This window comes from Williamsia sp. Y721 (assembly GCF_059683565.1).
Genome location: NZ_JCASNH010000001.1, coordinates 1,136,532 through 1,158,761, shown reverse-complemented (window position 1 = coordinate 1,158,761; position 22,230 = coordinate 1,136,532). Strand labels below are relative to the sequence as shown.

Sequence of the window (22,230 nt, the reverse complement as noted above, 5' to 3'; positions counted from 1 at the left end):
CCTTCGCGCACATCGACACGAAAGCGGCTGTACTGCAGTCACATTGCGGTCGTCATCGGGTAGATGAGCATCCATGGACGGACGTCGAACAATGCTACGGTCATGGAGATCGGCCCGGCGTATCCCCAATCCATCCCCTGTGCCCAGATCGAGGAGACCGTCAGTGAGCTCGAGCAGAGCGGCCCCGCCGGCACGACGCCAGCAAGCCATTGCCGATCACCTGTTCGCACACAACACGTCCACCGCACAAGAACTCGCGGAACTGTTCGGTGTGAGCCTGGTGACCATGCATCGAGATCTGGATGCGCTGGCGAGGAAGCGCGTCGTCCGGAAGTTCCACGGCGGCGTCACCGCGCAACCTTCCAGTGTGTTCGAGAGCAGTGTCGAGTTCAGGATGAGCCATGCACTGGAAGAGAAGCGGTCGATTGCCCGGTTGGCCGCGCAGTACGTCGAGCCAGGAATGTCAGTGCTACTGGATAATTCGACGACCAATCTCCACTTACTGGAACTCCTCGAGGAGACCCGTCCGCTGACCCTGATCACCAACTTCGTCCCGATCATCACCACTGCGTCGCAGTGGTCGGACGTGGTCCTGGTTGTACTCGGAGGCGAGTACAACAGTCGGCTCGCCTCGCTCCTCGGCGTCGATTGCCAGGCTGCGGCGAGGCGGGTCCGCGCCGATATCGGGTTCTTCTCGTTTTCCGGAATCGATGCCGGCGGGATGTACCACCAAGAGCAGGACGTCGTCGCGTGCAAGCAGGCCATGCTCGCGTCGTCGGGCCGACGGATTGCTCTCGCCGATCACAGCAAACTTGGCCGAACCGCGTTGCATTGGGCTGCGCCCCTGGCTGATTTCGAGCAGGTGATCACCGATCCCGGCGCACCGAGGGACGTTTTGCGTGAACTTCGTGAGCATGACGCACGTGTCACCGTCTGCACCGATGCACGCGGGCAGGAGTAGCTGCCGCCGAACTTGAACCTTGCGGGGTGGCTATTTCGGGTCCGCTGGCTCCTCCTCGCTCGGACCGGCATCGACCGCGTTTTCGCTGTCGTCTGTTGCCGGCGGTCCCTCAGCCAAGAGTTTTTTGAAACCGTCCTCGTCGAGGATGGGGACACCGAGTTGTTCTGCTTTGGCCGCTTTCGTCCCCGGGGCGTCACCGATCACCACAAACGCGGTCTTCTTCGACACCGACCCCGACGCCTTGCCGCCGCGGACCAGGATCGCTTCCTTGGCACCGTCGCGGGAGAAGTCCTGCAGGGAACCGGTGACCACGATGCTCAGGCCCTCGAGGTTGCGCGGGATCGACTCGTCGCGCTCGTCCTCCATCTGGACGCCTGCGGCCCGCCACTTGTCGACGATCTCACGATGCCAGTCGACGGCGAACCAGTCGACGACGCTCTGCGCCAACGTGTTTCCCATACCTTCGACATCGGCGAGTTGCTCAACCGAAGCCGACTCGATGGCTTCGAGCGAGCCGAACTCCGTGGCCAGCGCACGCGCCGCGCTGGGCCCGACATGCCTGATCGACAGCCCTACCAGTACCCGCCACAGCGGCACCTTCTTGGCCTTCTCGAGATTGGTGAGCAACCAGGCGCCGTTGGCCGACAATCCACCGTCTTTATTGTTGAATAGTTCAACTCGCGCCAGATCATCGGCGGTCAACGAGAACAGGTCGGCCTCGTTGCGCAGAACGCCAGATGACAGCAACGCTCCGGCAGCCTCGTAGCCGAGGGCCTCGATGTCGAACGCTCCCCGGCCAGCCAAATGAAAAAGACGCTCACGTAACTGCGCGGGACACAGCTCACTGTTGGGGCAGCGAATGTCCGCGTCGCCGTCTTTCTCGTATTTCAGTTCCGTTCCGCATTCGGGACAGTGCGTGGGCATCACGAACTCACGCTCTGTGCCGTCGCGTAGATCGACGACCGGACCGAGAACCTCGGGTATCACGTCACCGGCCTTGCGGATGGTGACGGTGTCACCGATCCACACGCCCTTGCGCTTCACCTCCGACGCATTGTGCAGCGTCGCCCGCGACACAGTCGAACCAGCGACAGTGACCGGCTTCATGAAGGCATACGGCGTGACTCGACCCGTTCTACCGACGCCCACCTTGATGTCGAGCAGCTTCGTCGTCACCTCTTCAGGCGGGTACTTGTATGCGATGGCCCAGCGCGGCGCGCGGGAGGTGGAGCCGAGACGACGCTGCAATCCTAAGTCGTCGACCTTCACCACGATGCCGTCGATCTCGTGTTCGACATCGTGGCGATGCACGCCCCAATAATCGATCCTCTCCAGGATCGATTCGGCGCCAACAAGTTTGGTGGTGTGCTTAGAAACCGGAAGGCCCCACTCCCCCAGCGCCAGATAAGCGTCGTGGAGGGTCTTGAATGTGGCTCCCTCGACCCGGCCGAGCCCGTGGCAGATCATGCCCAGCCGACGGCGTGCGGTGATCTGTGGATTCTTCTGGCGCAGCGAACCGGCCGCGGAGTTGCGCGGGTTGGCGAACGGCGCCTTACCGGCCTCGACCAACGACGCATTGAGCGCTTGAAAGTCTTTGACCCGGAAGAACACCTCACCGCGAACCTCCAGCAGATCCGGAATCGGGTACTTCTCCGATTCGGTCAGCCGATGCGGGACGTCGTTGATGGTTTTCGCGTTGAGGGTGACATCTTCACCTGTGCGGCCGTCGCCTCGGGTGGTGCCTCGAACGAGCACACCCTTCTCATAGACCAGGCTCAACGCCACGCCGTCGATCTTCAGCTCGCACAGGTATTCCAGGCCGGCGCCGGCATCGGCCTCGACGCGACCGACCCAGGCCCGCATCTCCTCGGCGTCGAAGACGTTGTCGAGCGACATCATGCGTTCGAGGTGATCAACCGCCTTGAACTCGGTTGCGAATCCACCGCCGACGAGCTTGGTCGGCGAGTCGGCCACCGCCAGCTCGGGATACTGCTCCTCCAGGTGCTGCAGCTTCTGGAGAAGGGCATCGAAATCACCGTCGGTGATGATCGGCGCGTCTTTGACGTAGTAGCGAAACTGGTGGTCACGCACCTCTTCGGCCAGCCTCGCCCACTGCTCGCGCACATCCGAGGGGGTGGGCTCCGCGGGCGTCGGCTCTTCGATATCTGCACTGTCGGACACACTGTTGAAGATAGTCGAGGGTGCCGACAGACCAATCCGGCTACGGCCGAATAGTCGAAACGCCCCACCTGCTCGTTCTACCCTTGTCACCATGTCGCACCCGATCATGTTCTCCGACGATGACCCGGTCCTGAATCGGTTGCGCAGTGTCGCCCTGGCGTTTCCCGATGCCACCGAGGTCGTCGCACACGGCAGGCCCACATTTCGTGGCGGAAAGATGTTCGGCATGTACGGCGGTGGCGTCAAGGGCGGGCCGAGGTTCGACGCGTCGATCCTCTTCAAGGTCGACGAATCCGAACGTAGTGCCCTGGAACAAGATCCCCGGTTCTTCTATCCGGCCTACGTGGGGCCCTACGGTTGGCTTGGTCTCGATCTGTCGAAGAAGCCCGATTGGACAGAGGTGGCCGAATTGCTCGACGCCAGTTACCGCATGATCGCGCCGAAGAAACTCATCACGCGCCTCGACGACGGAGAACGACCGGCCGAACTGGGCTGATACCCGGGCGTCGGTTGACCCGGACGCGAGGACCAAATCACGTCCAATGTGCGATCTGGGTCACCTCACTGCATATACTCCGCACATGCTTCTCATCGGAATCATCCTCTTCGGCATGCTCATCGGCGCCGCAGCCCAGCTCATCCTCGGCAAGCCCTCCGGTGGCATCGACTGGACCCTGGCGATCATCGCCGGCCTGCTCGGATCATTCGTCGGCGGACTGCTGATCAGCCTGGTCACGGGCCACGGGATCCAATTCCACATCAGCGGCATCATCGGCTCGCTGGTCGGCGCCGTGATCGTGACCGCCGGATGGCAGTTGTGGGCGCGTAAGCGCACTGCCTGATCTGCGCCTGCGTCGGTTGCTGCGCGTGGGGTGCTCACACACCCTTGCGTAGTGATTGCTCATGTAGATCAGAGCCGTGCGGGACGTGAAATGTTCCCGAACGTTTCCAGAGCACGAGTCAGACAGATGTGGGATCGGCGTGTAGGCCTTGAGCTGCCTTGCCGCACAACGCGAGCGCGGTCTTCGCCCATTCCGCGTCGGCCCCGGCCAGACCACATCCGGGACTGATGACGATCTGCTCGGCCAACACCTTGCGGGACAACCCGATTCGGTCGATCAGCTCTGCGCAGTTGGCGGCCACCTGCTCGGCAGCGAGTTCTTTGGCAGGCGCGGTGGACGGTACGGCGCCAAGCACCACCTCGCGGCCCTCGTCGAGCAGCAGCCCGATCCCATCGAGGTCTGCTGTCCGGATCTGCGCAAGATCAACGCTGATCGCGGCAAAGCGGCTCCGCGCCAGCAGATCCCACTGCACATCGGACGAGCAGTCGTGCATGATCACCGGGCGGTTCACCACGGTGATGAAGTTGTCGTAGTGCTCGGCGACCGTCTGCACCGGGATCGGGTTGATGATGTTGAACCGGGTCAACGGCTCGATCGAACCCTCGACCACGCGGCCGATGAGCGGTTCGTCCACCTGGACGACAACCTTTGCGCCCGTACGCCTACTGACGTCGTTGGCGTGTACCCGGAGGCCTTCGGCCATCGATTCGACCAGATCGGACCACGCGCCCTCGTCGCGGAGGATCTTGTGACCACCGGCGAGTTCCACCGATGCGGCCAGTGTGAACGGCCCGCACGCCTGCACTTTGACGGTGCGGTCGGTACCGGTCAAACCTGCCCGCTCCCAGGCTTCTTCGAAGGCATCCAGATCGGCGGCCAGGAAGTCCCGGGCCCGGCGACTCAAACCCGATGGGCGTCCCGAGAGTCGATAGCCCGAAGGTGCGACGTCCATCGGCATGTCAACCAGGAGCACCGCGGCCCGGCCGACCATGTCGGCGCCCAGTCCGCGGGCGGGCAATTCCGGGAGGAACGCGAACTCTGTTTCACCGACACTGATCTCGGCGGCAACCCGCGGATCGGTGCCCGGCATCGAGCCGACCCCTGTGCCCGATCCGACTGGCAGGATGCTCACGCGCCGGAGCTGCTGACCAGGTCGCCGGGGACCGAACCGGTCACCACGATGCGACCACTGCCGACCACCAGGTCGCCGTTGACAGAATCCGGTAGATAAACAACCGCTGCCTGCCCTCGGGCCACACCGGTCAGTGGGGCCTGCAGTCGAATCCGGATTCCCGGACCTTCGACACCGTCGGTACCGTCATCGATCGCCTCGACCGTCGCAGGTGCCAGGCCACCGTGAGCCCGCACCTGAACCATCGCCTCGAACGGCCCGGTCGGCGTCTCACCGGAGGTCCAGATCGCGCGGCCCGCGGTGATACTCCACACCTGGAGGTGCTCAGAAGAACCAACCGTCACCGTGCCCGAATCCGGGTCGATCTCGGTGACGTACCGGGGCTTGCCGTCGGTTGCCGGGGCCTCGATCCCGAGGCCCTTGCGCTGACCGATGGTGAATCCGTGGACGCCCTCGTGGTCGGCGAGCTCGGCGCCCGAATCGGCGTCGACAACCTTGCCCGGCCGCACACCGATGGTGGCGCCGAGGAAGGCCCGGGTATCTCCGGTGGGGATGAAGCAGATGTCGTGTGAGTCCGGCTTGTCGGCCACGGACAGGTCTTTCGCGGCGGCCTCGGCGCGGATCTGATCCTTCGGGGTGTCGCCCACCGGGAACATCGCATGCGAAAGCTGCTCCGCGGTCAGCACCGCCAGCACGTAGGACTGGTCTTTGTCGTCGTCGACGGCTCGCCGCAGTTGCCCGTTCTCGAGCCGGGCGTAGTGGCCCGTGGCCACCGCGTCGAATCCCAATGCGATCGCCCGCTCGGACAACGCGGAGAACTTGATCTTCTCGTTGCAGGTCAAGCAGGGATTGGGTGTCTGCCCGGCAGCGTAGGCGGCAACGAACTCGTCGATGACGTCGTCCTTGAACCGATCGGCGAAGTCCCAGACGTAGAACGGGATCCCGAGCACGTCGGCAGCGCGGCGCGCATCGTCGGCGTCCTCACGCGAACAGCATCCGCGAGAACCGGTACGTAGTGCGCCGGGTGCGGTCGACAACGCCAGGTGCACCCCGACGACCTCGTGTCCGGCCTCGACGGCGCGGGCCGCGGCAACTGCCGAGTCGACACCACCGCTCATGGCAGCGAGTACCCGCATCAGCGATCACCCGCCATCGCGGTGGCCATACCGGCAGCCTGTGCGCGGGCGACGACCTCACCGATCACCGCACCGACCGCCTCGATCTCGTCGACCGTGGTGGACGGTGCCAGCGAAAAGCGAAGGGAGCTACGGGCATCGGCGGTGGACACACCCATCGCGGTCAGCACGTGGCTCGCACGCGCCACACCGGCCGTGCAGGCCGAGCCGGTCGAACATTCAATACCGTTGGCGTCGAGCAACATCAACAGCGAATCACCTTCACAGCCGGGGAAAGAAACATGTACATTTCCGGGAAGTCGCTGCGGTCCGATCGGGCCGTTGATGACACATCCGGAGCTCGATTCGGCGAGCACCTCGAACAGTCGATCACGCAGCGCCGCGACCGCGGGCATCGTGACATCGAGTTCTCGCACCGAAACGTCCAGCGCCACAGCCATACCCACCGCAGCCGGTACGTCGGGGGTGCCAGAGCGAACGTCGCGCTCGTGTCCGCCACCGTGCAGCAGCGGCACACAGTCGACGTCGCGGCCGAGCAGTAGTGCACCGACGCCGTAGGGTCCACCGAACTTGTGTCCGGTGACACTCATTGCCGACAGTCCGCTGGCACCGAAGTCGATGGGCAGATGCCCGGCGGCCTGGATCGCATCGGAGTGCATCGGCACCCCGAACTCGCGACAGATCTCGGCCAGCTCCGCAATGGGTTCGATGGCACCGATTTCGTTGTTGGCCCACATCACGCTGACCAGTGCGGTCTGCTCGGCATGGGCCGACAGCTCGGCGCGAAGGACGGCAGGATCGACGAGTCCCTGGGCATCGACCGGGAGCCAGGTCACGTCGGCACCCTCGGAATCAACGAGCCACAGCACCGGATCGAGGATCGCGTGATGTTCGATCGACGAAGCGATGATCCGCTTGCGCGGAGTCTCCGGATTCTTGTTGCGCGCCCAGAAGATGCCCTTGATGGCGAGGTTGTCGCTCTCGGTGCCACCACCGGTGAAGATCACCTCGGAGGGCCGTGCGCCCAGGGAGGCCGCGATCGATTCGCGTGATTCCTCCAGGCGACGACGGGCCCGGCGACCGGATCCGTGCAGCGACGAAGCATTGCCCGCGATCCCCAAGAGCTCATTCATCGCCACGACGGCGGCGGGGACCATGATGGTCGACGCGGCGTGGTCGAGGTAGATGGACGTGCGATCAGCGGAGAACATAACCAACCAAGGATAACCGCATCATCGCCCTTGTTATTTCCAGCGTCCGAGCCGCCGTCGGCGCGCTCGTTCAGATTCGGCAACCCGAACACGATGCGCTCACAGCGGGCCGCGAGTTCACGGCGATCACAGCCGGAAAACTGCAGTTCACAGAGTCGGACCCGCACCGTCAGTCCTTTTGCGAGCAACACCCGACGCAGGGTGTCGGCAATGGTGTCATCGCCGATGTAGCAGGGTGCGGTGCTGACCTGGCCTGCCGATGTGTGGAAACTCACCACCATCGGACGTACCGGCACCTGCGCATCGATCGCGGCCTGGAAGAACGCCGGCCGGAAGCGGCCACCGCCGCGACCACACCAGGTGGTTCCCTCGGGGAACACCCCGACGCTGTCACCGGCCACGAGTTCGGCCCGCACCTCGTCGACCACTGTCGGCAATTCCCGCAGGGATTCACGCCTCAGCGCGATGACACCGATACCCCGGGTCAGCCATCCGATCACCGGCCACCCGGTCACCTCGGACTTGGCTACAAAATGTGCCGGGCTGACCGCGGCCAGCGCCAGGATGTCGAGGAACGAAACGTGGTTGGCCACGATGAGGCCGCCACCGGAAATCCTTCCCGCCGCCTCGTCGGCCGGATTGTCGATGTCCAAGGCCAGCCCGAGCGCGGCGAGCAACCGGCGGGCGGCAAACCGCAGGTACGGGGTGCGTAGCGCTCTGGGCAGGAAGGCCACGATCACACCGACCACCAGAACCGCGGCGATGGTCAGTGGCAACGCCACGATCCGCCGGGCCTGCCGAATCCGTCCGGCCCGGTGCTCGCCCGGGCGGATGCAGCTGTTGTCGCAGCCACTGACCGGGAACCAGCCGTGCCGCGGCGATCCGGTCACAGCGGGATCGGAGACGGCGAGATCGGAGACACTGGACGCAGCCTCTGGGGGCGCGGCCACGATGGCTGTACTCGCGGTGGTCATCGCCCCGCTCCGGACGTCGCCTGGCGTAGGCGGTCCAGATATCTGCGGTTGGCGAGCCGGCCGTCGAGGACCGTTACGAAATCGGCGACACCGAAGTCCGGGTCGTGTGCGGGCTCCCCGCAGATCCACGCGCCCATTCGGAGGTAGCCGGTGAGCAGAGGCGGCATCCGCAGCCTCGGTGACGGGTCGATGTCATCGAGATGCACTCCGTCGATTTCGACGCGGCGGTGCGGAAAGGCCTGCCACGGTCCGGCGTGCCGGTTACGCACGTGATCGCGGATCCCGCGGACCTGTGCGCCGGGACGGTCACACGACGGATCGCCGGAGATGGGTACCGAGGTGGCACCCATGAGGTAGCGGTATCCGCTGCGCTCGAGGTAGGCCAAGATGCCCGACCACATCAGTGCCAGCACCGCGCCGGATCGGTGTGCGGCGTCGACGCATGCTCGTCCCATCTCGATCGTTTGTGGTGCGATGCCGTCGAGTTCGGTGATGTCGAATTCGGTTGCGAGATATGGTCCGCCCGCGGCAATCGCGCCCGGCGGCGGCAGCAGGCGGTAGCTGCCGACCACGTCTCCGCTCAGATTGTGTCGGACCACCAGATGATCGCAATGTTCGTCGAAGCGATCGGTGTCGCGTTGATCCGCGGAGGCCGATGCCGGCGCGGTGAAGCCCGGCTCGCCGGCGAAGACGCGGTAACGCAGCCGGGCGATGGTGTCGATGTCGGAGAGGTCGTTGCTCAGATACAGGCTGTAGGTAGGGCCGGAGACGAGTGCGGTGTCGCGCTGTGCGGCATATGTCCTCATGGGCATAGGTGTATCGACCGCGCCGTACCGGGCGACTGCGCAGACGTTAGGTGTCGGTGCCAATTGGGTGAACAGGCAGGGTGGATGAACAGCAAACGACCCTCCACCCGATTCGGGTGAAGGGTCGTTCGATTGCCTGCGAAGCGCGGAGGCGCTAGGCGCTCACTTGCGCGCCTTGACCGCCTCGGTCAGCTGCGGGGCGACGTTGAACAGGTCGCCGACGATGCCGAAGTCGGCGATCTCGAAGATGGGTGCCTCTTCGTCCTTGTTGACAGCGACGATCGTCTTCGAGGTCTGCATACCGGCCCGGTGCTGGATGGCACCGGAAATGCCGAGTGCCACGTAGAGCTGGGGCGACACGGTCTTGCCGGTCTGACCGACCTGGAACTGTCCCGGGTAGTAACCGGAGTCGACGGCCGCACGCGAAGCGCCGACAGCGGCACCCAGCGAATCGGCGAGTTCTTCGACGACGGAGAACTTCTCGGCACTGCCGACGCCGCGGCCACCGGAGACCACGATGGTGGCCTCGGTCAGCTCGGGGCGATCGCCACCGATGTTCGGCTCGATCTTGGTGATCTTGACGGCGTTCTCGGGAACCTCGGGAACCTCGATGTCGACACGCTCACCGGCACCGGGCGCGGGAGCGGCCTCGACGCCACCGGGGCGGATCGAGAACACGGGGACATCGCCGCCGGCCTGAGCCTCGACGGTGTACGCGCCACCGAAGATCGAGTGGACGCCGATGCCGCCCTCTTTCACGTCGATGACGTCGGCGAGGACACCCGAACCGAGACGGGCAGCGAGACGGCCCGCGATTTCCTTGCCGTCGACCGTGGCAGCCACGATCACGCCTGCCGGAGCGGCCTGCTCGACGAGGGTGCCGAGGATGTCGACCTTGGGGGTGACGAGGTAGCCGTCGACTGCGTCGGACTCTGCGACGTAGACCTTTTCAGCGCCGGCTTCTTTCAAGCCGTCGATGATGGCGTCGGCGGTTCCGGGCTTGCCGGCGACAACCACCGACGGGCTGCCCAGGGCGCGGGCAGCGGTGATGAGCTCAGAGGTGACCTTCTTCAGGGCCCCTTCGGCGTCCAGCTCAGCGAGGACAAGTACTTCAGCCATGGCTTTTACTCCTTGGATGGTGGTCGATGTGGTGGTGTGTGGCGGAGAAGATCAGATGATCTTCTGGCCGACCAGGAACTCGGCGACCTTCGTGCCGCCGTCACCCTCATCGACGACCTTTTCGCCTGCGGTCTTCGCAGGCTTCGGGGTTGAGGCGGTGACCGTCGATCCGGCGTTGGCCAGACCGACCTCTTCGGGTTCGACGCCGATGTCCGCGAGCGAAAGGATCTGAACCTCTTTTTTCTTTGCTGCCATGATGCCCTTGAAGGACGGGAAGCGGGGTTCGTTGATCTTCTCGCCGACGCTGACGATCGCGGGCAGAGCCGATTCGAGGTGGAAGATACCCTCGTCGGTCTCACGCTCACCGGTCAGCTTCTCGCCGTCGACGGTCAGCTTGCGCAGGTGGGTCAGGTGCGGCAGTTCGAGGTACTCGGCGATGATCGCGGGCACGGCGCCGACGCGGCCGTCGGTGGCCTCGTTACCTGCGATGACCAGCTCGACACCTTCAACGGTACCCAGCGCACGGGCGAGAACCCACGCGGTCTGGATGGCGTCGCTGCCGTGCATTGCGTCATCTTGGACGTGGATAGCCTTGTCAGCACCCATCGACAGCGCCTTACGGATCGCATCGGTGGTCCGGGCGGGGCCCACGGCCAGCACGGTCACCTCGCCACCGTTGGCTTCTTTGATCTGCAGGGCCTCTTCGACGGCCTTCTCGTTGATCTCGTCGAGCACAGCGTCGGCAGCTTCGCGATCGAGGGTGTAGTCACCGTCGCTGAGCTTCCGCTCGGAGTACGTGTCAGGGACCTGCTTGATCAGAACGACAATATTTGTCATGGGTCTACGTCGACCTCCTGCGTAGGGTTCTGGACAACTTACCCGTCGGTAAGTACGCCTTGTTCTGTACCACCTTAGCGCGCACAAAGAGGAGGTCGACCACCCGATTCTGTCACAATGACCTCCGTCACATTCCTACGGTCGTGAACGCTCGGCGACGAAGATCTGAACTCTGGTTCCAAGTCGCCCTTCAGGTCCGACTCCGCGACCACTAGGCTCCCCTAAATGGCCAACCGCACGCGTGGATCGCAGGACACCGTCACCCAGCCCGACACGGGTGAATCGGTGCCGCCCGCGCTTGCCCTCACCGGCGAACGAACGGTTCCCGGCATCGCCGAGGAAAACTACTGGTTCCGCCGTCACGAGGTGGCCTATGAATACATACTGCAACGTTGCAGCGGTAAAGACGTGCTCGAAGCCGGATCCGGCGAGGGCTATGGCGCCGATCTGATCTCGACCGTGGCCGGCGGTGTCACCTGTGTCGACTACGACCTGTCCGCGGTGCAGCACACCCGCGCCCGCTATCCGCAGCTCACCATCCATCAGGCCAACCTGATCGACCTGCCCATCGCCGCCGAATCGGTGGACACGGTCGTGAATTTCCAAGTGATCGAACACCTCTGGGATCAGCCCGCATTCGTTGCCGAATGTCTGCGCGTCCTACGCCGTGGGGGCGAACTGCTGATCTCGACCCCCAACCGGATCACCTTCTCCCCCGGTCGCGACACCCCCCTCAATCCTTTTCATACGCGCGAACTGAATCCCGCCGAACTGCGCGAGCTCCTCGAAGACGCCGGTTTCACGGTCACCGAAACACTCGGGGTGTTCCACGGCGCCGGCATGCGCACCCTCGACAGCAAGTGGGGTGGTTCGTTCATCGACGCCCAGATCGAACGCGCCCTGTCCGGGCAGCCCTGGCCGCAGGAGCTGACCGATGACGTCGCCGGGGTCGGGACCTGCGACTTCGACATCAGCGACACCGACCTCGATGCGAGCCTCGACCTGCTGTTCATCGCGGTGAAGCCTTGAGGGACAACGCCTTGCCCGACAAGGCGAGCCCGGCACCGGGCATGTTCAGTCTGGTGCTGCATTCCCATCTGCCCTGGCTGGCCAATCACGGTCGCTGGCCGGTCGGCGAAGAATGGCTCTATCAATCGTGGGCCACGTCGTACCAGCCGGTGTTCGCCGCGCTCCGACGACTCGCCGCCGATGGCTTCACCGACCAGCTGACGCTGGGCATCACGCCGGTCCTGGCCGCCCAGCTCGACGATCCTCACTGCCTGAGCTCGATGTACGAGTGGCTCGCCGATTGGCAGCTCCGTGGCGCCGAGGCCGCGATCTCCCGCGCCGACACCGGTAGCACCGCACGTCCCACCGCATCGATCAACGAGCTCGGTACTCGTGAATACCGCAGTGCCGCAGCTGCATTGGACGACTTCGAAACACATTGGCGCCATGGCGGTTCCGCGCTGATCCGCTCCGTTGTCGACTCCGGCACCATCGAGTTGCTCGGCGGACCACTGGCCCACCCGTTTGCGCCACTCCTCGATCCCCGACTGCGTGAGTTCTCGCTCCGCGAGGGTCTGTACGACGCGCAGCAACGGTTCAACACCCGCCCCGAGGGGATCTGGGCACCGGAATGCGCCTACGCGCCGGGTATGGAGGCCGACTACCAGGCCGCCGGTGTCCGGCACTTCATGGTCGACGGCCCGGCTCTGCACGGCGACACCAGCCTTGGCCGCACGGTTGGCGACAGTAATGTGGTCGCCTTCGGCCGCGACCTGCAGGTGTCCTATCGGGTGTGGTCACCGAAATCGGGCTACCCGGGCAACAGCGCCTACCGCGACTTCCATACGTACGACCATCAATTCGGCCTCAAACCGGCGCGGGTCACCGGACGAACCGTCGCGGGGCCGGACAAGAAGCCCTACGAACCGGCCCGCGCACAGGCCGCACTACGCCGCCACGTCGACGACTTCGTCACCTGTGTCCGCGAACGATTGATCAGCGAGAGCCGACGAATCGGCCGTCCGGCGCATGTGGTCGCCGCGTTCGACACCGAACTGTTCGGTCACTGGTGGCACGAGGGACCGCAGTGGCTCGAAGCCGTCCTGCGCGCCCTGCCCGAGGCCGGGATCACCGTGGGCACACTGAAAACCGCACGCGATGAGGGCTATGTCGGGGCGCCCGTGGAGCTGAGCGAGTCATCCTGGGGTTCCGGAAAGGACTGGCGGGTCTGGAACGGTCCGGTCGTCGAGGATCTGGTGCGGATCAACGCCGAAGTGGTGTCGGCGGCGCTGGCCACCGTCCAGAAGCGCCGCGATCAGCAGCCCATGCGGGATCACGTCAGCGATCAGATCCTGCGCGAGACACTGATGACGCTGTCATCGGACTGGCCGTTCATGGTGTCCAAACAGACCGCGGCCGACTACGCCCGTAATCGTCTCTACACCCATGCCCACGCGACACGGGAGATCTGCGATGCCGCCGACCGAGGGCGGGAATCGGTTGCGGCACAACTGTCGTCGCAATGGAACCGGGCCGACAACCTGTTTGCCGGACTCGATGCACGTCGATTGAATTTTGCGGGGCGGGAAACACCATGAGATTGCACGAGATTCGGATGGCGGGGGCAGCATGAAGGTTCTGATCGTGTCGTGGGAGTACCCACCCGTGGTGGTCGGGGGCCTGGGCAGGCACGTGCACCATCTCGCAGTCGAACTCGCCCGCGCCGGGCACGATGTGGTGGTGCTGTCGCGGCAACCCGGCGGCAGCGACGGATTGACCAATCCCGGCACCGATGCCGAAAGCGAGGGTGTTCGCGTGATCGCCGCGGCCGAGGATCCGCCGCACTTCGTCTTCGGCGAAGACATGATGGCCTGGACTCTCGCGATGGGGCATTCACTCCTGCGCGCCGGGCTCAAGTTGGGTGACTCGAAAAACCTTGCTGCCGAAGGCCCGTGGATTCCCGACGTGGTCCACGCCCACGACTGGCTGGTCGCCCACCCGGCGATCGCGCTGGCCGAGCACTTCGATGTCCCGCTGGTCAGCACCATCCACGCCACCGAGGCCGGCCGCCACAGTGGTTGGGTCAGCGGTCGGGTGAACCGGCAGGTCCACTCGGTCGAATGGTGGCTCGCCGCCGAATCCGACGCGCTGATCGCCTGCTCGCAATCCATGCACGACGAGGTGAACCGGCTGTTCGGCCCAGAACTCGCCGAGATCCACACCATCAACAACGGCATCGACGTACAGGCCTGGCCTTTTGCTCAGCGCGTCGCCCACGGTGGGCCGCCGAGGCTGCTCTACGCCGGCCGCCTCGAGTACGAAAAGGGTTTGCAGGACGCGATTGCCGCACTGGCCCGCATCCGCCGGTCGTTTCCCGGCACCACACTGACCGTCGCCGGCGACGGCACGCAGCTCGACTGGCTGCAGGAGGTCGCGCGCAAACATCGTGTGTCACGGGCCATCAGGTGGGTCGGCAGTGTCGACCGGATCGGCCTGACCACGCTGATGCACGACTGTGACGCGATCGTCCTACCCAGCCGATACGAACCGTTCGGACTGATCGCCCTCGAGGCGGCCGCCACCGGCATCCCTCTGGTGACGTCCACCGCCGGTGGGCTCGGTGAGGCGGTCACCGACGGTGTCACCGGGATGAGTTTCGCACCCGCCGACGTGGCGGGTCTGACGGCTGCGATCCGCGGGGTCCTCGGCGATCCAGATGCCGCTCAGCAACGTGCCATCGCCGCCCGCGCCCGGGTGGCCGACGGTTTTGCCTGGAACCAGGTCGCCGAACGTACCGCCGGGGTCTATCTCGCTGCGAAGCGCCGCATCCGGCGCCCACTGGGCCGGCCCGACATCGTCGAACGTCCACTGCCCGAACGTGACCCGGCGGTGCCGGTGGTCGCCGCGCTTCCCGCCGACTGACAACAACGAGCGCAGGCCCCGTGTCCGGCTAGTGCTTCCGTGATGCCTGCGCGGCAGCCTTCTTACGTTCGATATCGGCCAGGGCACGCTCGAGTTCGGCACGCTCCTGCGCGTTCGATGCCCAGTCATCCTTGCGGTTCTTGACCACGCGGGCCGGTGATCCGACGGCGATGGAGAAGTCCGGGATCGTGCCCTTCACCACCGCATGGGCTCCCAGGACGCACCCGCGTCCGACGATCGTGTTGCGCAGCACGGAAACCTTGGTCGCGATCCAGGTGTCCGGGCCGACCCGCACGGGGCCCTTCACGATGCCCTGATCCTTGATCGCCACGGTGATGTCGTCCATCTTGTGGTCGAAGTCGCAGATGTACACCCAGTCGGCAACCAGCGTGGAGGCGCCGATCTCGATGTCGAGGTAGGCGTTCACGACGTTGTTCTGACCGAAGACGACCTTGTCGCCGATCCGCAACGAACCCTCGTGACAGCGGATGGAATTGCCGTCGCCGATATGAACCCAGCGACCGATCTCCATGCGGGCGAGCTCAGGGGTCGAATGGATCTCGACGTTCTTGCCGAGGAACACCATGCCCCGCAGGATGATGTGCGGATTGGCCATCTTGAACCGAAGCAACCGGAAGTACCGGACCAGGTACCAGGGGGTATAGGCCCTGTTCTGCACCACCCAGCGCAGCGAATCCCGGGTCAGGAAGCGGGCCTGCCCGTCATCCCGTCGCAGACCTGCACGCCACCGGCGACGCAGTGGCGCATTCCACATGCTCGTCATGGCTACGAAGACTAACGGGGGACGCCGATACCCGAGGTCGTGGGTCCCGCGCGATAGGCTCAGGCCCGATCAAGGCGAAGGGACGCAAGAATCACGATGAGGATGATGGAGACGCGGCCGAGCTCGACCACCAAACGGTCCGGGCGCCGGGTGAGTGCGCGGGCGGGCGCGGTGTTGGTGCCGATTCTCGCCGTACTCCTGAGCTCCTGTTCGGACGGTGTGGACGATGTCCGGTCCGTGGCCAGCGCGGGCTGGTCGAGCTACGGCGGCAACGCGCAGAACTCCAACTTCGCCTACCCCGAGATCCGGAGCGACCTGACGCTGTCGTGGTCGCGGCCGGTCGGTGGCCAGATCAGTGCTCCCCTGACGATCTCGGGGCGTTCCAATGTCAACGTCACCGCCACCACCGACGGCGGGTGCAACACCTTCCAGTTCGACCAGCGTGCCGGTCGCAAGAACTTCTGCAAATATCTCGGAGACGGTGTCGATCTGAACTCGATGCTCGTCGACCAATACGAGAACATCTACATCGGGCGGGCCGGGACGTTCTTCGGTCTCACCGGTAGCGGCGACACCAGGTGGCAGTTCGGTGTCGTCGGGGTCCCGTTGTCGGCCAAGTTCGCAAACCCCGGTTCGGTACTGATGGTCAGTCACCTCGGACAGGTCCTGCTGTTCGACTCCCAGACCGGCAAATTGCAGGCCCCCGGGATCGCATTGGTGCCCGGCGTCGACCCCACCAAACCACTCGAGGGTCTCGGAGACTGCATCACGGGCGGGCCGGCGTGCCCCGTTCAGGCACCACCTGCGGTCGACGACAACCGCGATCGCTTCTACCTCAACTTCTGGCCGAGAGGCGAGATCGCCTCTGGCGTCCGCGCATTCGACTACGGCGAGCAGGACGGCAGCCGCTCCATCCGCGAAGCCTGGAGCGCAGAGATCCCCGGTGGCGTGATCGGGCCACCGACCCTCTCGATCGACCGCTCCACGCTGTACGTGTTCAACCGCCTCGGCAGCATCTACGCGCTGGACGCGCAGACCGGTGAGCCGAAATGGGACTACTTCGTCGGCAACTTCGGCTTCGCCACGATGACGGTGGCCCCGGACGGACTGTTCATCCCGACCGGACCGCTCAATTCCCCGGTCCGGGCGTTCCGCGACGAAGGCGATAAAGCCGTTCCGGTGTGGGAGCGCACCGATCTGCAATCGGTCAGCCTGGCAACGCTGACCAACTCGGGCACCGCGTGGACCGTGGTTCGAGAACCCGGCGAAGACAACCTCACCCTGACCGAGCTGGACTCCGGTGATGGCACCACTAAACGCACCCTCGAGCTTCCGCGCGCTGTCGGTTTCACCACCGGTGTTGCCGTATCCGCGTCGGGCCAGGTGGCCGTGGCCACCCATCTCGGCGAGGTCTTCTTTTTCGACTCTCCCAAGAACTGACACCGCTGCGCCGACTACGTGCGGCGAACCCCGGCCTCACAGATGAACATGACCCCGCGACGGCCGATGCGGGTGATCACCACTGCCAGCGATCGTGAACCCTTGAGCTTCAGCCGCTTCCGCAGGGCATCGGGGTCGACGTCGATGCCGCGCACCAGGATCTCCAGTGCGCCGCAGTCGAGTTCGGCCAGTCGGCGTTTGAGCTGTTTCTCGGAGTAGGAAAGCTGTTCCAGCACCCGCCAGCCCCGCTCCCCGACCGGTAGTTCGTCGCCACTGAGGTATGCGATCTGGGGGTCGAGCTGCCACAGGTCGTGGGCTTTGGCGTAGTGCCGGACCAGACCCGCACGGATCACTGCGCCGTCGGGATCCATGATCCAGGTGCCTGCCTCATCAACACCGGCACTGTCGTCGGCGGCGTCGGTGATCTCGAATGTCGTACCTGTACCGGTCCGGATCACCGTGGCACGGCGCGTCACCCCAGGTGTCGGCTCGGTCCACAGGCAGGCCTCACGGACTCCCCCGTCGAGCGAAACCACCTGCACCTCACCGGTGAATCCATGGCGCTCCCGCAACAGGTCGTAGTCCAGGCCGGGTGCCGACTTCACCACCAGTGGCTTGCCGGCATAGACGTCGAGGACGTCGAGCAGCGGTGGTTCGGTGTCCTCGATCCGGAAGCTGCGACGGCCACCGCTACGCCGGGCCGGGTCGGCGATGAACACGTCGGCATCACTGCTGGGCACCAACGCATCTGCCCGGCGCAGTGTCGCTGCGGGGACGTTGTTCTCGGCCATCGCCAATCGCACCTCGTCGAGGTCGCTGCCGATCACATCGCCGAGGCCGTCTTGCCGAGCCAGTGCGGCGAGATCCGCGCCGATGGAACAGGTGACGTCGTGAACCCTGGCCCCCGGATAGCGGGCTGCCAGTTCGATCGCCCGGTGATCGGCCACCGGATAGGCCGTCGCCTGCTGCAACGCATCCGCGGTCAGCAGCAGTCGCTCGGGATCACGAAGTTTGCCAATCGCCTTGCGCCGCAACGTGACCGTCTCGACCAGCGCGGCCTGGTGTGGCGAGAACCTCCGTGCAAGTTTCTCGATGTCACCGAGCATCGTGTCGGGTTGCAGCACAAGCGAATCAGCAAACGCCAGGGCGCTGCGTCCGGCATCGGAACGCAGATATGCAACGTCGTCGATCGAGAAGTCGTAGCCCACGGGTATAACTGTAACGATGTCGAATTCGAGGAGATCGTGAGTAGTAAATCTCGGGGCGCGGGAATCCTGGCAGTTGTGATCGCGGCCGTGATCGGAGGAGTCGCCTGTACGGAAATATCCGGCGACACCCTCGTTTCGGCCCCGCCATCGGCCACACCGCAGCTCACCAACCCAATAGAAGCTGCCGCACCGGTATCAAGTGATTTCGACGCTGCCCGTACCCAATTGGAGATGCTGGCGGTCAAGGGCCGCGCACCCAAAACCGGTTACGCCCGTGACGAGTTCGGACAATCCTGGACCGACGACGTGAATGTGGAATTCGGTCACAACGGATGTGACACCCGCAATGACATCCTGCGCCGCGACCTCGCCGAGGTCACCGCCAGGCCAGGCACCCGGGAGTGTGTGATCCTGACCGGAGTGCTCGTCGATCCGTACACGGGCAAGACCATCGACTTCGTCCGCGGCGAAAAGACCTCTACCGCAGTGCAGATCGATCATGTTGTCGCATTGTCAGATGCCTGGCAGAAAGGTGCGCAGCAACTGACTCCCGAGCAGCGCACCGATCTCGCCAACGATCCGATGAACCTTCAGGCCACCGACGGACCCACCAATTCACGCAAGGGCGCCGGTGACGCCGCCACCTGGCTACCGCCGAGCAAGGCCTACCGGTGCACCTACGTGGCCCGCCAGATCGATGTGAAGGCCCGTTACGACATCTGGGTCACCGCTGCCGAAAAGGAAGCGATGACCCAGATCCTGACCACCTGCTGACCGAAGTTGGTGGGTTCTGGTGAGCGCGACCTGCGCATTTACTCGCCAGAACCCACCACTTCCGGTTTTTACTCGGGCTTGGTGCCGGTGATGATGACGTTGTAGAAGAACTTCGGGGGGACGACCTTGCGGAGGACGTTCTCGTCCAGCCAGGTGAGGTTCTTCCAGCCGCCGAAGGCGAAACGCGCCCAGCCCCAACCGAGCTTTCCGGGCGGAACCGCTGCCTCGAAGGTGCGGACCGGCCATCCGAGCATCGCTGCCGCGAACTCTTCGGTTGCGGTCTTCACATTCACCGCACCTGCCGAGCGCGACATCTTCTCGAGGTCACTCGGATCGAACGTGTGGATGTCGACAACCGCTTCGAGCGCTGCGGCCCGGGACGACTCATCGAGCTCCGCCTGCGGTCGGCGCCAGCTCTGCAGCGGACCGAACTTGGTGACGGTGGTGGTGGCAGCCCAGGTGGCCCGGGACAACCAGCGTGCGTAGAAGTCACCGATGGTCGACGGTTCGCCGGCGAAGATGAACCGGCCGCCCGGCTTGAGCACCCGGATGACCTCGCGCAGCGACTTCTCGACGTCCGGAATGTGGTGCAGCACAGCGTGCCCGACCACCAGATCAAACGTGTTGTCGTCGTACGGGATCGTCTCGGCGTCCGCCACGCGGCCGTCGACGTCCAGACCCAGGTGCTCGGCGTTACGCAACGCCACCTTGACCATGCCCGGAGACAGGTCGGTGACCGACCCCTTCTTGGCGATGCCGCCCTGCATCAGGTTCAGCAGGAAGAAGCCGGTGCCACAACCCAATTCGAGGGCGTGCTCGTACGGCAACGGCTCGTCGCCGGCCACCGCGTCGAAACGGCCACGCGCATAGTCGATGCAGCGCTCGTCGTAGCTGATCGACCATTTGTCGTCATACGACTCGGCTTCCCAGTCGTGATAGAGCACCTGGGCGAGCTTGCTGTCGTGCAGTGCTGCCTGCACCTCGTCCGCGGTTGCGTGCGGATTGGGTGCGGGATCGTTGGGAGACGAAGTCATACGCTCTACAACCACTTTCGCATCGATGTGCTTATTTACCGAGGTGCTTATTTGCCGACGAACTTGGCTTTGCCTGGACCGTTCTCGATGAACGAGGCCATACCGATCTTGCGGTCCTCGGTGGCGAACAGCGCCGCAAAGACGTGCTCTTCGATCTTCAGGCCGGTGGTCAGGTCGGTGTCCAGGCCTTCGTCGATGGCAGCCTTGGCGGCCGCGATCGCAACACTGGCCGCACCGCTGAACTGCGAGGCCCACTTGAGGGCGGCGTTGTACACCTCATCGGGTGCGACGACCTCATCGACCAGACCGATCTCGAGGGCTTCGGCGGCACCGACGAAGCGTCCGGTGAAGACGAGGTCCTTGGCCTTGGCCGGTCCGATCAGACGCGCGAGACGCTGTGTGCCACCGCCACCGGGGATCAGGCCGAGCAGGACCTCGGGTACGCCGAGCTTCGCGTTGTCGCCGGCGATCCGGCGGTCTGCGCCGAGCACCACTTCGAGTCCGCCGCCGAGCGCGTAGCCGGTGATGGCCGCGACTGTAGGCTTCGGGATGGTCGAGATCGAACCGATATCGCTCTGCAGCCGACCGGCCACCTTGCGCATCTCGGCGTAATCCATGTCGTTCATCTCTTTGATGTCGGCACCGGCCGCAAGGACCTTGGGTCCGCCGTAGACAACCACGGATTTGATGTCATCGCGCAGGGTCGCCTCGCGGGCGGCCTGCGCCAGTTCGGTCTGGACCTGACGGCTCAGCGCGTTCATCGGCGGGCGATTCAGAAGGATGGTTCCGACCCCGGGAAAGTCCTCAGAGGTCTGCAACGATACGAACTCAGGCATGCCTGGCAGGCTACCGGGTCCACCGCCGATACCCTACTGTCGGGTAATGGCAACAAGCTCGCACGGCGAGCCGGTTGAGGTCCAGGTCGGTGAGCGCCTCGTCCGCGTCTCGAGTCCTCAGCGCGTGTACTTCCCGGCGCGCGGTGAAACCAAGCTCGACCTCGTCCACTATTACCTTTCGGTCGGCGACGGCATCGTGCGCGCATTGCGGGATCGACCCTGCATGTTGCACCGGTATCCCAAGGGGGTGGCCGGCCAGAAAGTTCATCAGAAGCGGATCCCCGCCGGCGCTCCGGACTGGCTCGAAACCGTCAACATCTACTTCCCCCGATACGGCAGGACCGCCGACGAAGTCTGTGTGACCGAACTGGGCAGCGTGATCTGGGCCGTGCAGATGTCGACCGTCGAATTCCATCCGTGGAACTCCCGCCGCTTCGACACCGAGAAGCCCGATGAGTGGCGGATCGACCTCGATCCGATGCCGGACTGTTCATTCGACCGGGTCCGCCGCAGCGCACACGTCGCCCATGAGGTGCTCGATGACCTCGGCATGCGCGGGTTCCCCAAGACCTCGGGCGGTTCCGGATTGCACATCTACGTCCGCATCGAACCCGAATGGGGTTTCGCCGATGTCCGGCGGGCGGCGCACGCGTTTGCCCGTGAGGTCGAACGCCGCGCACCTTCCGAGGTCACCACCACGTGGTGGCGCAAAGACCGCGACCCGACAACCGTTTTCGTCGACTACAACCAGAACACCCGCGACCACACCATCGCCAGCGCCTATTCGGTACGCGGCAACCCCGAAGGCACGGTCTCGACACCGATCACCTGGGACGAGATCGACGACGTCGAGCCTGCGGCGTTCACGATCGCCACCGTCCCGGCCCGCTATGCCGACCTCGGCGATCTACATGCCGAGATCGACGACAAGGCCTATCGCCTGGACACGCTGCTCGAGTGGGCCGACCGTGACGAGCGTGACGGCGCCGAACCCACACCCGATCCCGAATGACCGACGATCGCGT

The 22,230-nt window shown here is 64.7% G+C and carries 21 protein-coding genes; 9 read left to right on the top strand and 12 right to left on the bottom strand.

Annotated elements, in window-relative coordinates; all coding sequences use genetic code 11:
* Positions 1–163 precede the first annotated feature (163 nt).
* Positions 164–961: a DeoR family transcriptional regulator gene (locus tag AC56PL_RS05050; RefSeq protein ID WP_495515285.1), complete on the top strand. Its 798-nt coding sequence runs from the start codon at positions 164–166 to the stop codon at positions 959–961.
* Positions 962–991: 30 nt separating this feature from the next.
* Here the strand turns inward: AC56PL_RS05050 and ligA are convergent, their stop codons facing one another.
* On the bottom strand, positions 992–3,142 hold the full coding sequence (gene ligA, locus AC56PL_RS05045) for an NAD-dependent DNA ligase LigA (RefSeq protein WP_495515284.1): 2,151 nt from the start codon (positions 3,140–3,142) through the stop codon (positions 992–994).
* A 91-nt stretch (positions 3,143–3,233) separates the two neighbouring features.
* On the opposite strand from ligA, the gene AC56PL_RS05040 reads away from it, so the two are divergent.
* Positions 3,234–3,638 carry an MmcQ/YjbR family DNA-binding protein gene (locus tag AC56PL_RS05040; RefSeq protein ID WP_495515283.1) on the top strand — a complete coding sequence of 135 codons (405 nt, stop codon included), beginning with the start codon at positions 3,234–3,236 and terminating at the stop codon, positions 3,636–3,638.
* An 85-nt stretch (positions 3,639–3,723) separates the two neighbouring features.
* Positions 3,724–3,984, top strand: coding sequence for a GlsB/YeaQ/YmgE family stress response membrane protein (locus tag AC56PL_RS05035; protein ID WP_495515282.1), 261 nt, complete (start codon positions 3,724–3,726; stop codon positions 3,982–3,984).
* 118 nt (positions 3,985–4,102) lie between these two features.
* Here AC56PL_RS05035 and AC56PL_RS05030 read toward each other — a convergent pair whose 3' ends face one another.
* The 7 genes from AC56PL_RS05030 to AC56PL_RS05000 form a co-directional block, all read right to left on the bottom strand.
* Entirely contained in the window at positions 4,103–5,116 is a 1,014-nt protein-coding gene (locus AC56PL_RS05030; protein WP_495515281.1) for a uroporphyrinogen decarboxylase/cobalamine-independent methonine synthase family protein, read from the bottom strand.
* A complete protein-coding gene (mnmA, locus tag AC56PL_RS05025; RefSeq protein ID WP_495515280.1) occupies positions 5,113–6,252 on the bottom strand; it encodes a tRNA 2-thiouridine(34) synthase MnmA in 1,140 nt (379 codons plus the stop codon). Before mnmA ends, AC56PL_RS05030 begins: the two co-directional genes overlap by 4 nt.
* The gene (locus AC56PL_RS05020; RefSeq protein ID WP_497153166.1) at positions 6,252–7,463 is read right to left on the bottom strand and encodes a cysteine desulfurase family protein; all 1,212 of its coding nucleotides are present in this window, start codon (positions 7,461–7,463) and stop codon (positions 6,252–6,254) included. The genes mnmA and AC56PL_RS05020 overlap by 1 nt, the downstream gene beginning before the upstream one ends.
* Positions 7,382–8,437 carry a lysophospholipid acyltransferase family protein gene (locus tag AC56PL_RS05015; protein ID WP_497153165.1) on the bottom strand — a complete coding sequence of 352 codons (1,056 nt, stop codon included), beginning with the start codon at positions 8,435–8,437 and terminating at the stop codon, positions 7,382–7,384. The genes AC56PL_RS05020 and AC56PL_RS05015 overlap by 82 nt, the downstream gene beginning before the upstream one ends.
* A complete protein-coding gene (locus AC56PL_RS05010; protein WP_497153164.1) occupies positions 8,434–9,243 on the bottom strand; it encodes a GNAT family N-acetyltransferase in 810 nt (269 codons plus the stop codon). Before AC56PL_RS05010 ends, AC56PL_RS05015 begins: the two co-directional genes overlap by 4 nt.
* Before the next feature lie 162 nt (positions 9,244–9,405).
* A complete protein-coding gene (locus AC56PL_RS05005) occupies positions 9,406–10,362 on the bottom strand; it encodes an FAD-binding protein (RefSeq protein ID WP_495515276.1) in 957 nt (318 codons plus the stop codon).
* A 51-nt stretch (positions 10,363–10,413) separates the two neighbouring features.
* Entirely contained in the window at positions 10,414–11,199 is a 786-nt protein-coding gene (locus AC56PL_RS05000) for an electron transfer flavoprotein subunit beta/FixA family protein (protein WP_495515275.1), read from the bottom strand.
* Between the two features lie 225 nt (positions 11,200–11,424).
* On the opposite strand from AC56PL_RS05000, the gene AC56PL_RS04995 reads away from it, so the two are divergent.
* The 3 genes from AC56PL_RS04995 to AC56PL_RS04985 are packed head-to-tail and all read left to right on the top strand — an operon-like array spanning position 11,425 to position 15,129.
* Positions 11,425–12,228 (top strand): class I SAM-dependent methyltransferase, encoded by an 804-nt coding sequence (locus AC56PL_RS04995; RefSeq protein WP_497153163.1) that lies wholly within the window; start codon positions 11,425–11,427, stop codon positions 12,226–12,228.
* Between the two features lie 41 nt (positions 12,229–12,269).
* Positions 12,270–13,805, top strand: coding sequence for a 1,4-alpha-glucan branching protein domain-containing protein (locus AC56PL_RS04990; RefSeq protein ID WP_497153566.1), 1,536 nt, complete (start codon positions 12,270–12,272; stop codon positions 13,803–13,805).
* 31 nt (positions 13,806–13,836) lie between these two features.
* Positions 13,837–15,129, top strand: coding sequence for a glycosyltransferase family 4 protein (locus AC56PL_RS04985; RefSeq protein ID WP_497153162.1), 1,293 nt, complete (start codon positions 13,837–13,839; stop codon positions 15,127–15,129).
* 28 nt (positions 15,130–15,157) lie between these two features.
* On the opposite strand, the gene AC56PL_RS04980 is transcribed toward AC56PL_RS04985, so the two are convergent.
* Positions 15,158–15,913 (bottom strand): acyltransferase, encoded by a 756-nt coding sequence (locus tag AC56PL_RS04980; RefSeq protein WP_495515272.1) that lies wholly within the window; start codon positions 15,911–15,913, stop codon positions 15,158–15,160.
* Between the two features lie 102 nt (positions 15,914–16,015).
* On the opposite strand from AC56PL_RS04980, the gene AC56PL_RS04975 reads away from it, so the two are divergent.
* Positions 16,016–17,353: an outer membrane protein assembly factor BamB family protein gene (locus AC56PL_RS04975; RefSeq protein ID WP_497153161.1), complete on the top strand. Its 1,338-nt coding sequence runs from the start codon at positions 16,016–16,018 to the stop codon at positions 17,351–17,353.
* A gap of 14 nt (positions 17,354–17,367) precedes the next feature.
* On the opposite strand, the gene AC56PL_RS04970 is transcribed toward AC56PL_RS04975, so the two are convergent.
* Positions 17,368–18,561 (bottom strand): THUMP-like domain-containing protein, encoded by a 1,194-nt coding sequence (locus AC56PL_RS04970; protein WP_495515270.1) that lies wholly within the window; start codon positions 18,559–18,561, stop codon positions 17,368–17,370.
* Between the two features lie 36 nt (positions 18,562–18,597).
* Between AC56PL_RS04970 and AC56PL_RS04965 the strand changes: the two genes are divergently transcribed.
* Positions 18,598–19,335 (top strand): GmrSD restriction endonuclease domain-containing protein, encoded by a 738-nt coding sequence (locus tag AC56PL_RS04965; protein WP_495515269.1) that lies wholly within the window; start codon positions 18,598–18,600, stop codon positions 19,333–19,335.
* A gap of 68 nt (positions 19,336–19,403) precedes the next feature.
* On the opposite strand, the gene AC56PL_RS04960 is transcribed toward AC56PL_RS04965, so the two are convergent.
* Complete coding sequence (locus tag AC56PL_RS04960) at positions 19,404–20,369, bottom strand: class I SAM-dependent methyltransferase (RefSeq protein ID WP_497153160.1); 966 nt, start codon at positions 20,367–20,369, stop codon at positions 19,404–19,406.
* A gap of 47 nt (positions 20,370–20,416) precedes the next feature.
* On the bottom strand, positions 20,417–21,205 hold the full coding sequence (locus tag AC56PL_RS04955) for an enoyl-CoA hydratase-related protein (RefSeq protein ID WP_495515267.1): 789 nt from the start codon (positions 21,203–21,205) through the stop codon (positions 20,417–20,419).
* Between the two features lie 46 nt (positions 21,206–21,251).
* On the opposite strand from AC56PL_RS04955, the gene ligD reads away from it, so the two are divergent.
* Positions 21,252–22,217, top strand: coding sequence for a non-homologous end-joining DNA ligase (gene ligD / locus AC56PL_RS04950; protein ID WP_495515266.1), 966 nt, complete (start codon positions 21,252–21,254; stop codon positions 22,215–22,217).
* Positions 22,218–22,230: the final 13 nt, after the last annotated feature.

Coding starts and splice junctions, on each gene's coding strand:
- AC56PL_RS04985 (WP_497153162.1), top strand. CDS start 13,837: ATGAAGGTTCTGATCGTGTCGTGGGAGTACCCACCCGTGGTGGTCGGG.
- AC56PL_RS05040 (WP_495515283.1), top strand. CDS start 3,234: ATGTCGCACCCGATCATGTTCTCCGACGATGACCCGGTCCTGAATCGG.
- AC56PL_RS04990 (WP_497153566.1), top strand. CDS start 12,270: ATGTTCAGTCTGGTGCTGCATTCCCATCTGCCCTGGCTGGCCAATCAC.
- AC56PL_RS05005 (WP_495515276.1), bottom strand. CDS start 10,362: ATGGCTGAAGTACTTGTCCTCGCTGAGCTGGACGCCGAAGGGGCCCTG.
- AC56PL_RS05020 (WP_497153166.1), bottom strand. CDS start 7,463: ATGTTCTCCGCTGATCGCACGTCCATCTACCTCGACCACGCCGCGTCG.
- AC56PL_RS04975 (WP_497153161.1), top strand. CDS start 16,016: ATGATGGAGACGCGGCCGAGCTCGACCACCAAACGGTCCGGGCGCCGG.
- AC56PL_RS05015 (WP_497153165.1), bottom strand. CDS start 8,437: ATGACCACCGCGAGTACAGCCATCGTGGCCGCGCCCCCAGAGGCTGCG.
- AC56PL_RS04960 (WP_497153160.1), bottom strand. CDS start 20,369: ATGACTTCGTCTCCCAACGATCCCGCACCCAATCCGCACGCAACCGCG.
- AC56PL_RS04995 (WP_497153163.1), top strand. CDS start 11,425: ATGGCCAACCGCACGCGTGGATCGCAGGACACCGTCACCCAGCCCGAC.
- AC56PL_RS04955 (WP_495515267.1), bottom strand. CDS start 21,205: ATGCCTGAGTTCGTATCGTTGCAGACCTCTGAGGACTTTCCCGGGGTC.
- AC56PL_RS05035 (WP_495515282.1), top strand. CDS start 3,724: ATGCTTCTCATCGGAATCATCCTCTTCGGCATGCTCATCGGCGCCGCA.
- mnmA (WP_495515280.1), bottom strand. CDS start 6,252: ATGCGGGTACTCGCTGCCATGAGCGGTGGTGTCGACTCGGCAGTTGCC.
- ligD (WP_495515266.1), top strand. CDS start 21,252: ATGGCAACAAGCTCGCACGGCGAGCCGGTTGAGGTCCAGGTCGGTGAG.
- AC56PL_RS05010 (WP_497153164.1), bottom strand. CDS start 9,243: ATGAGGACATATGCCGCACAGCGCGACACCGCACTCGTCTCCGGCCCT.
- AC56PL_RS04980 (WP_495515272.1), bottom strand. CDS start 15,913: ATGACGAGCATGTGGAATGCGCCACTGCGTCGCCGGTGGCGTGCAGGT.
- AC56PL_RS05000 (WP_495515275.1), bottom strand. CDS start 11,199: ATGACAAATATTGTCGTTCTGATCAAGCAGGTCCCTGACACGTACTCC.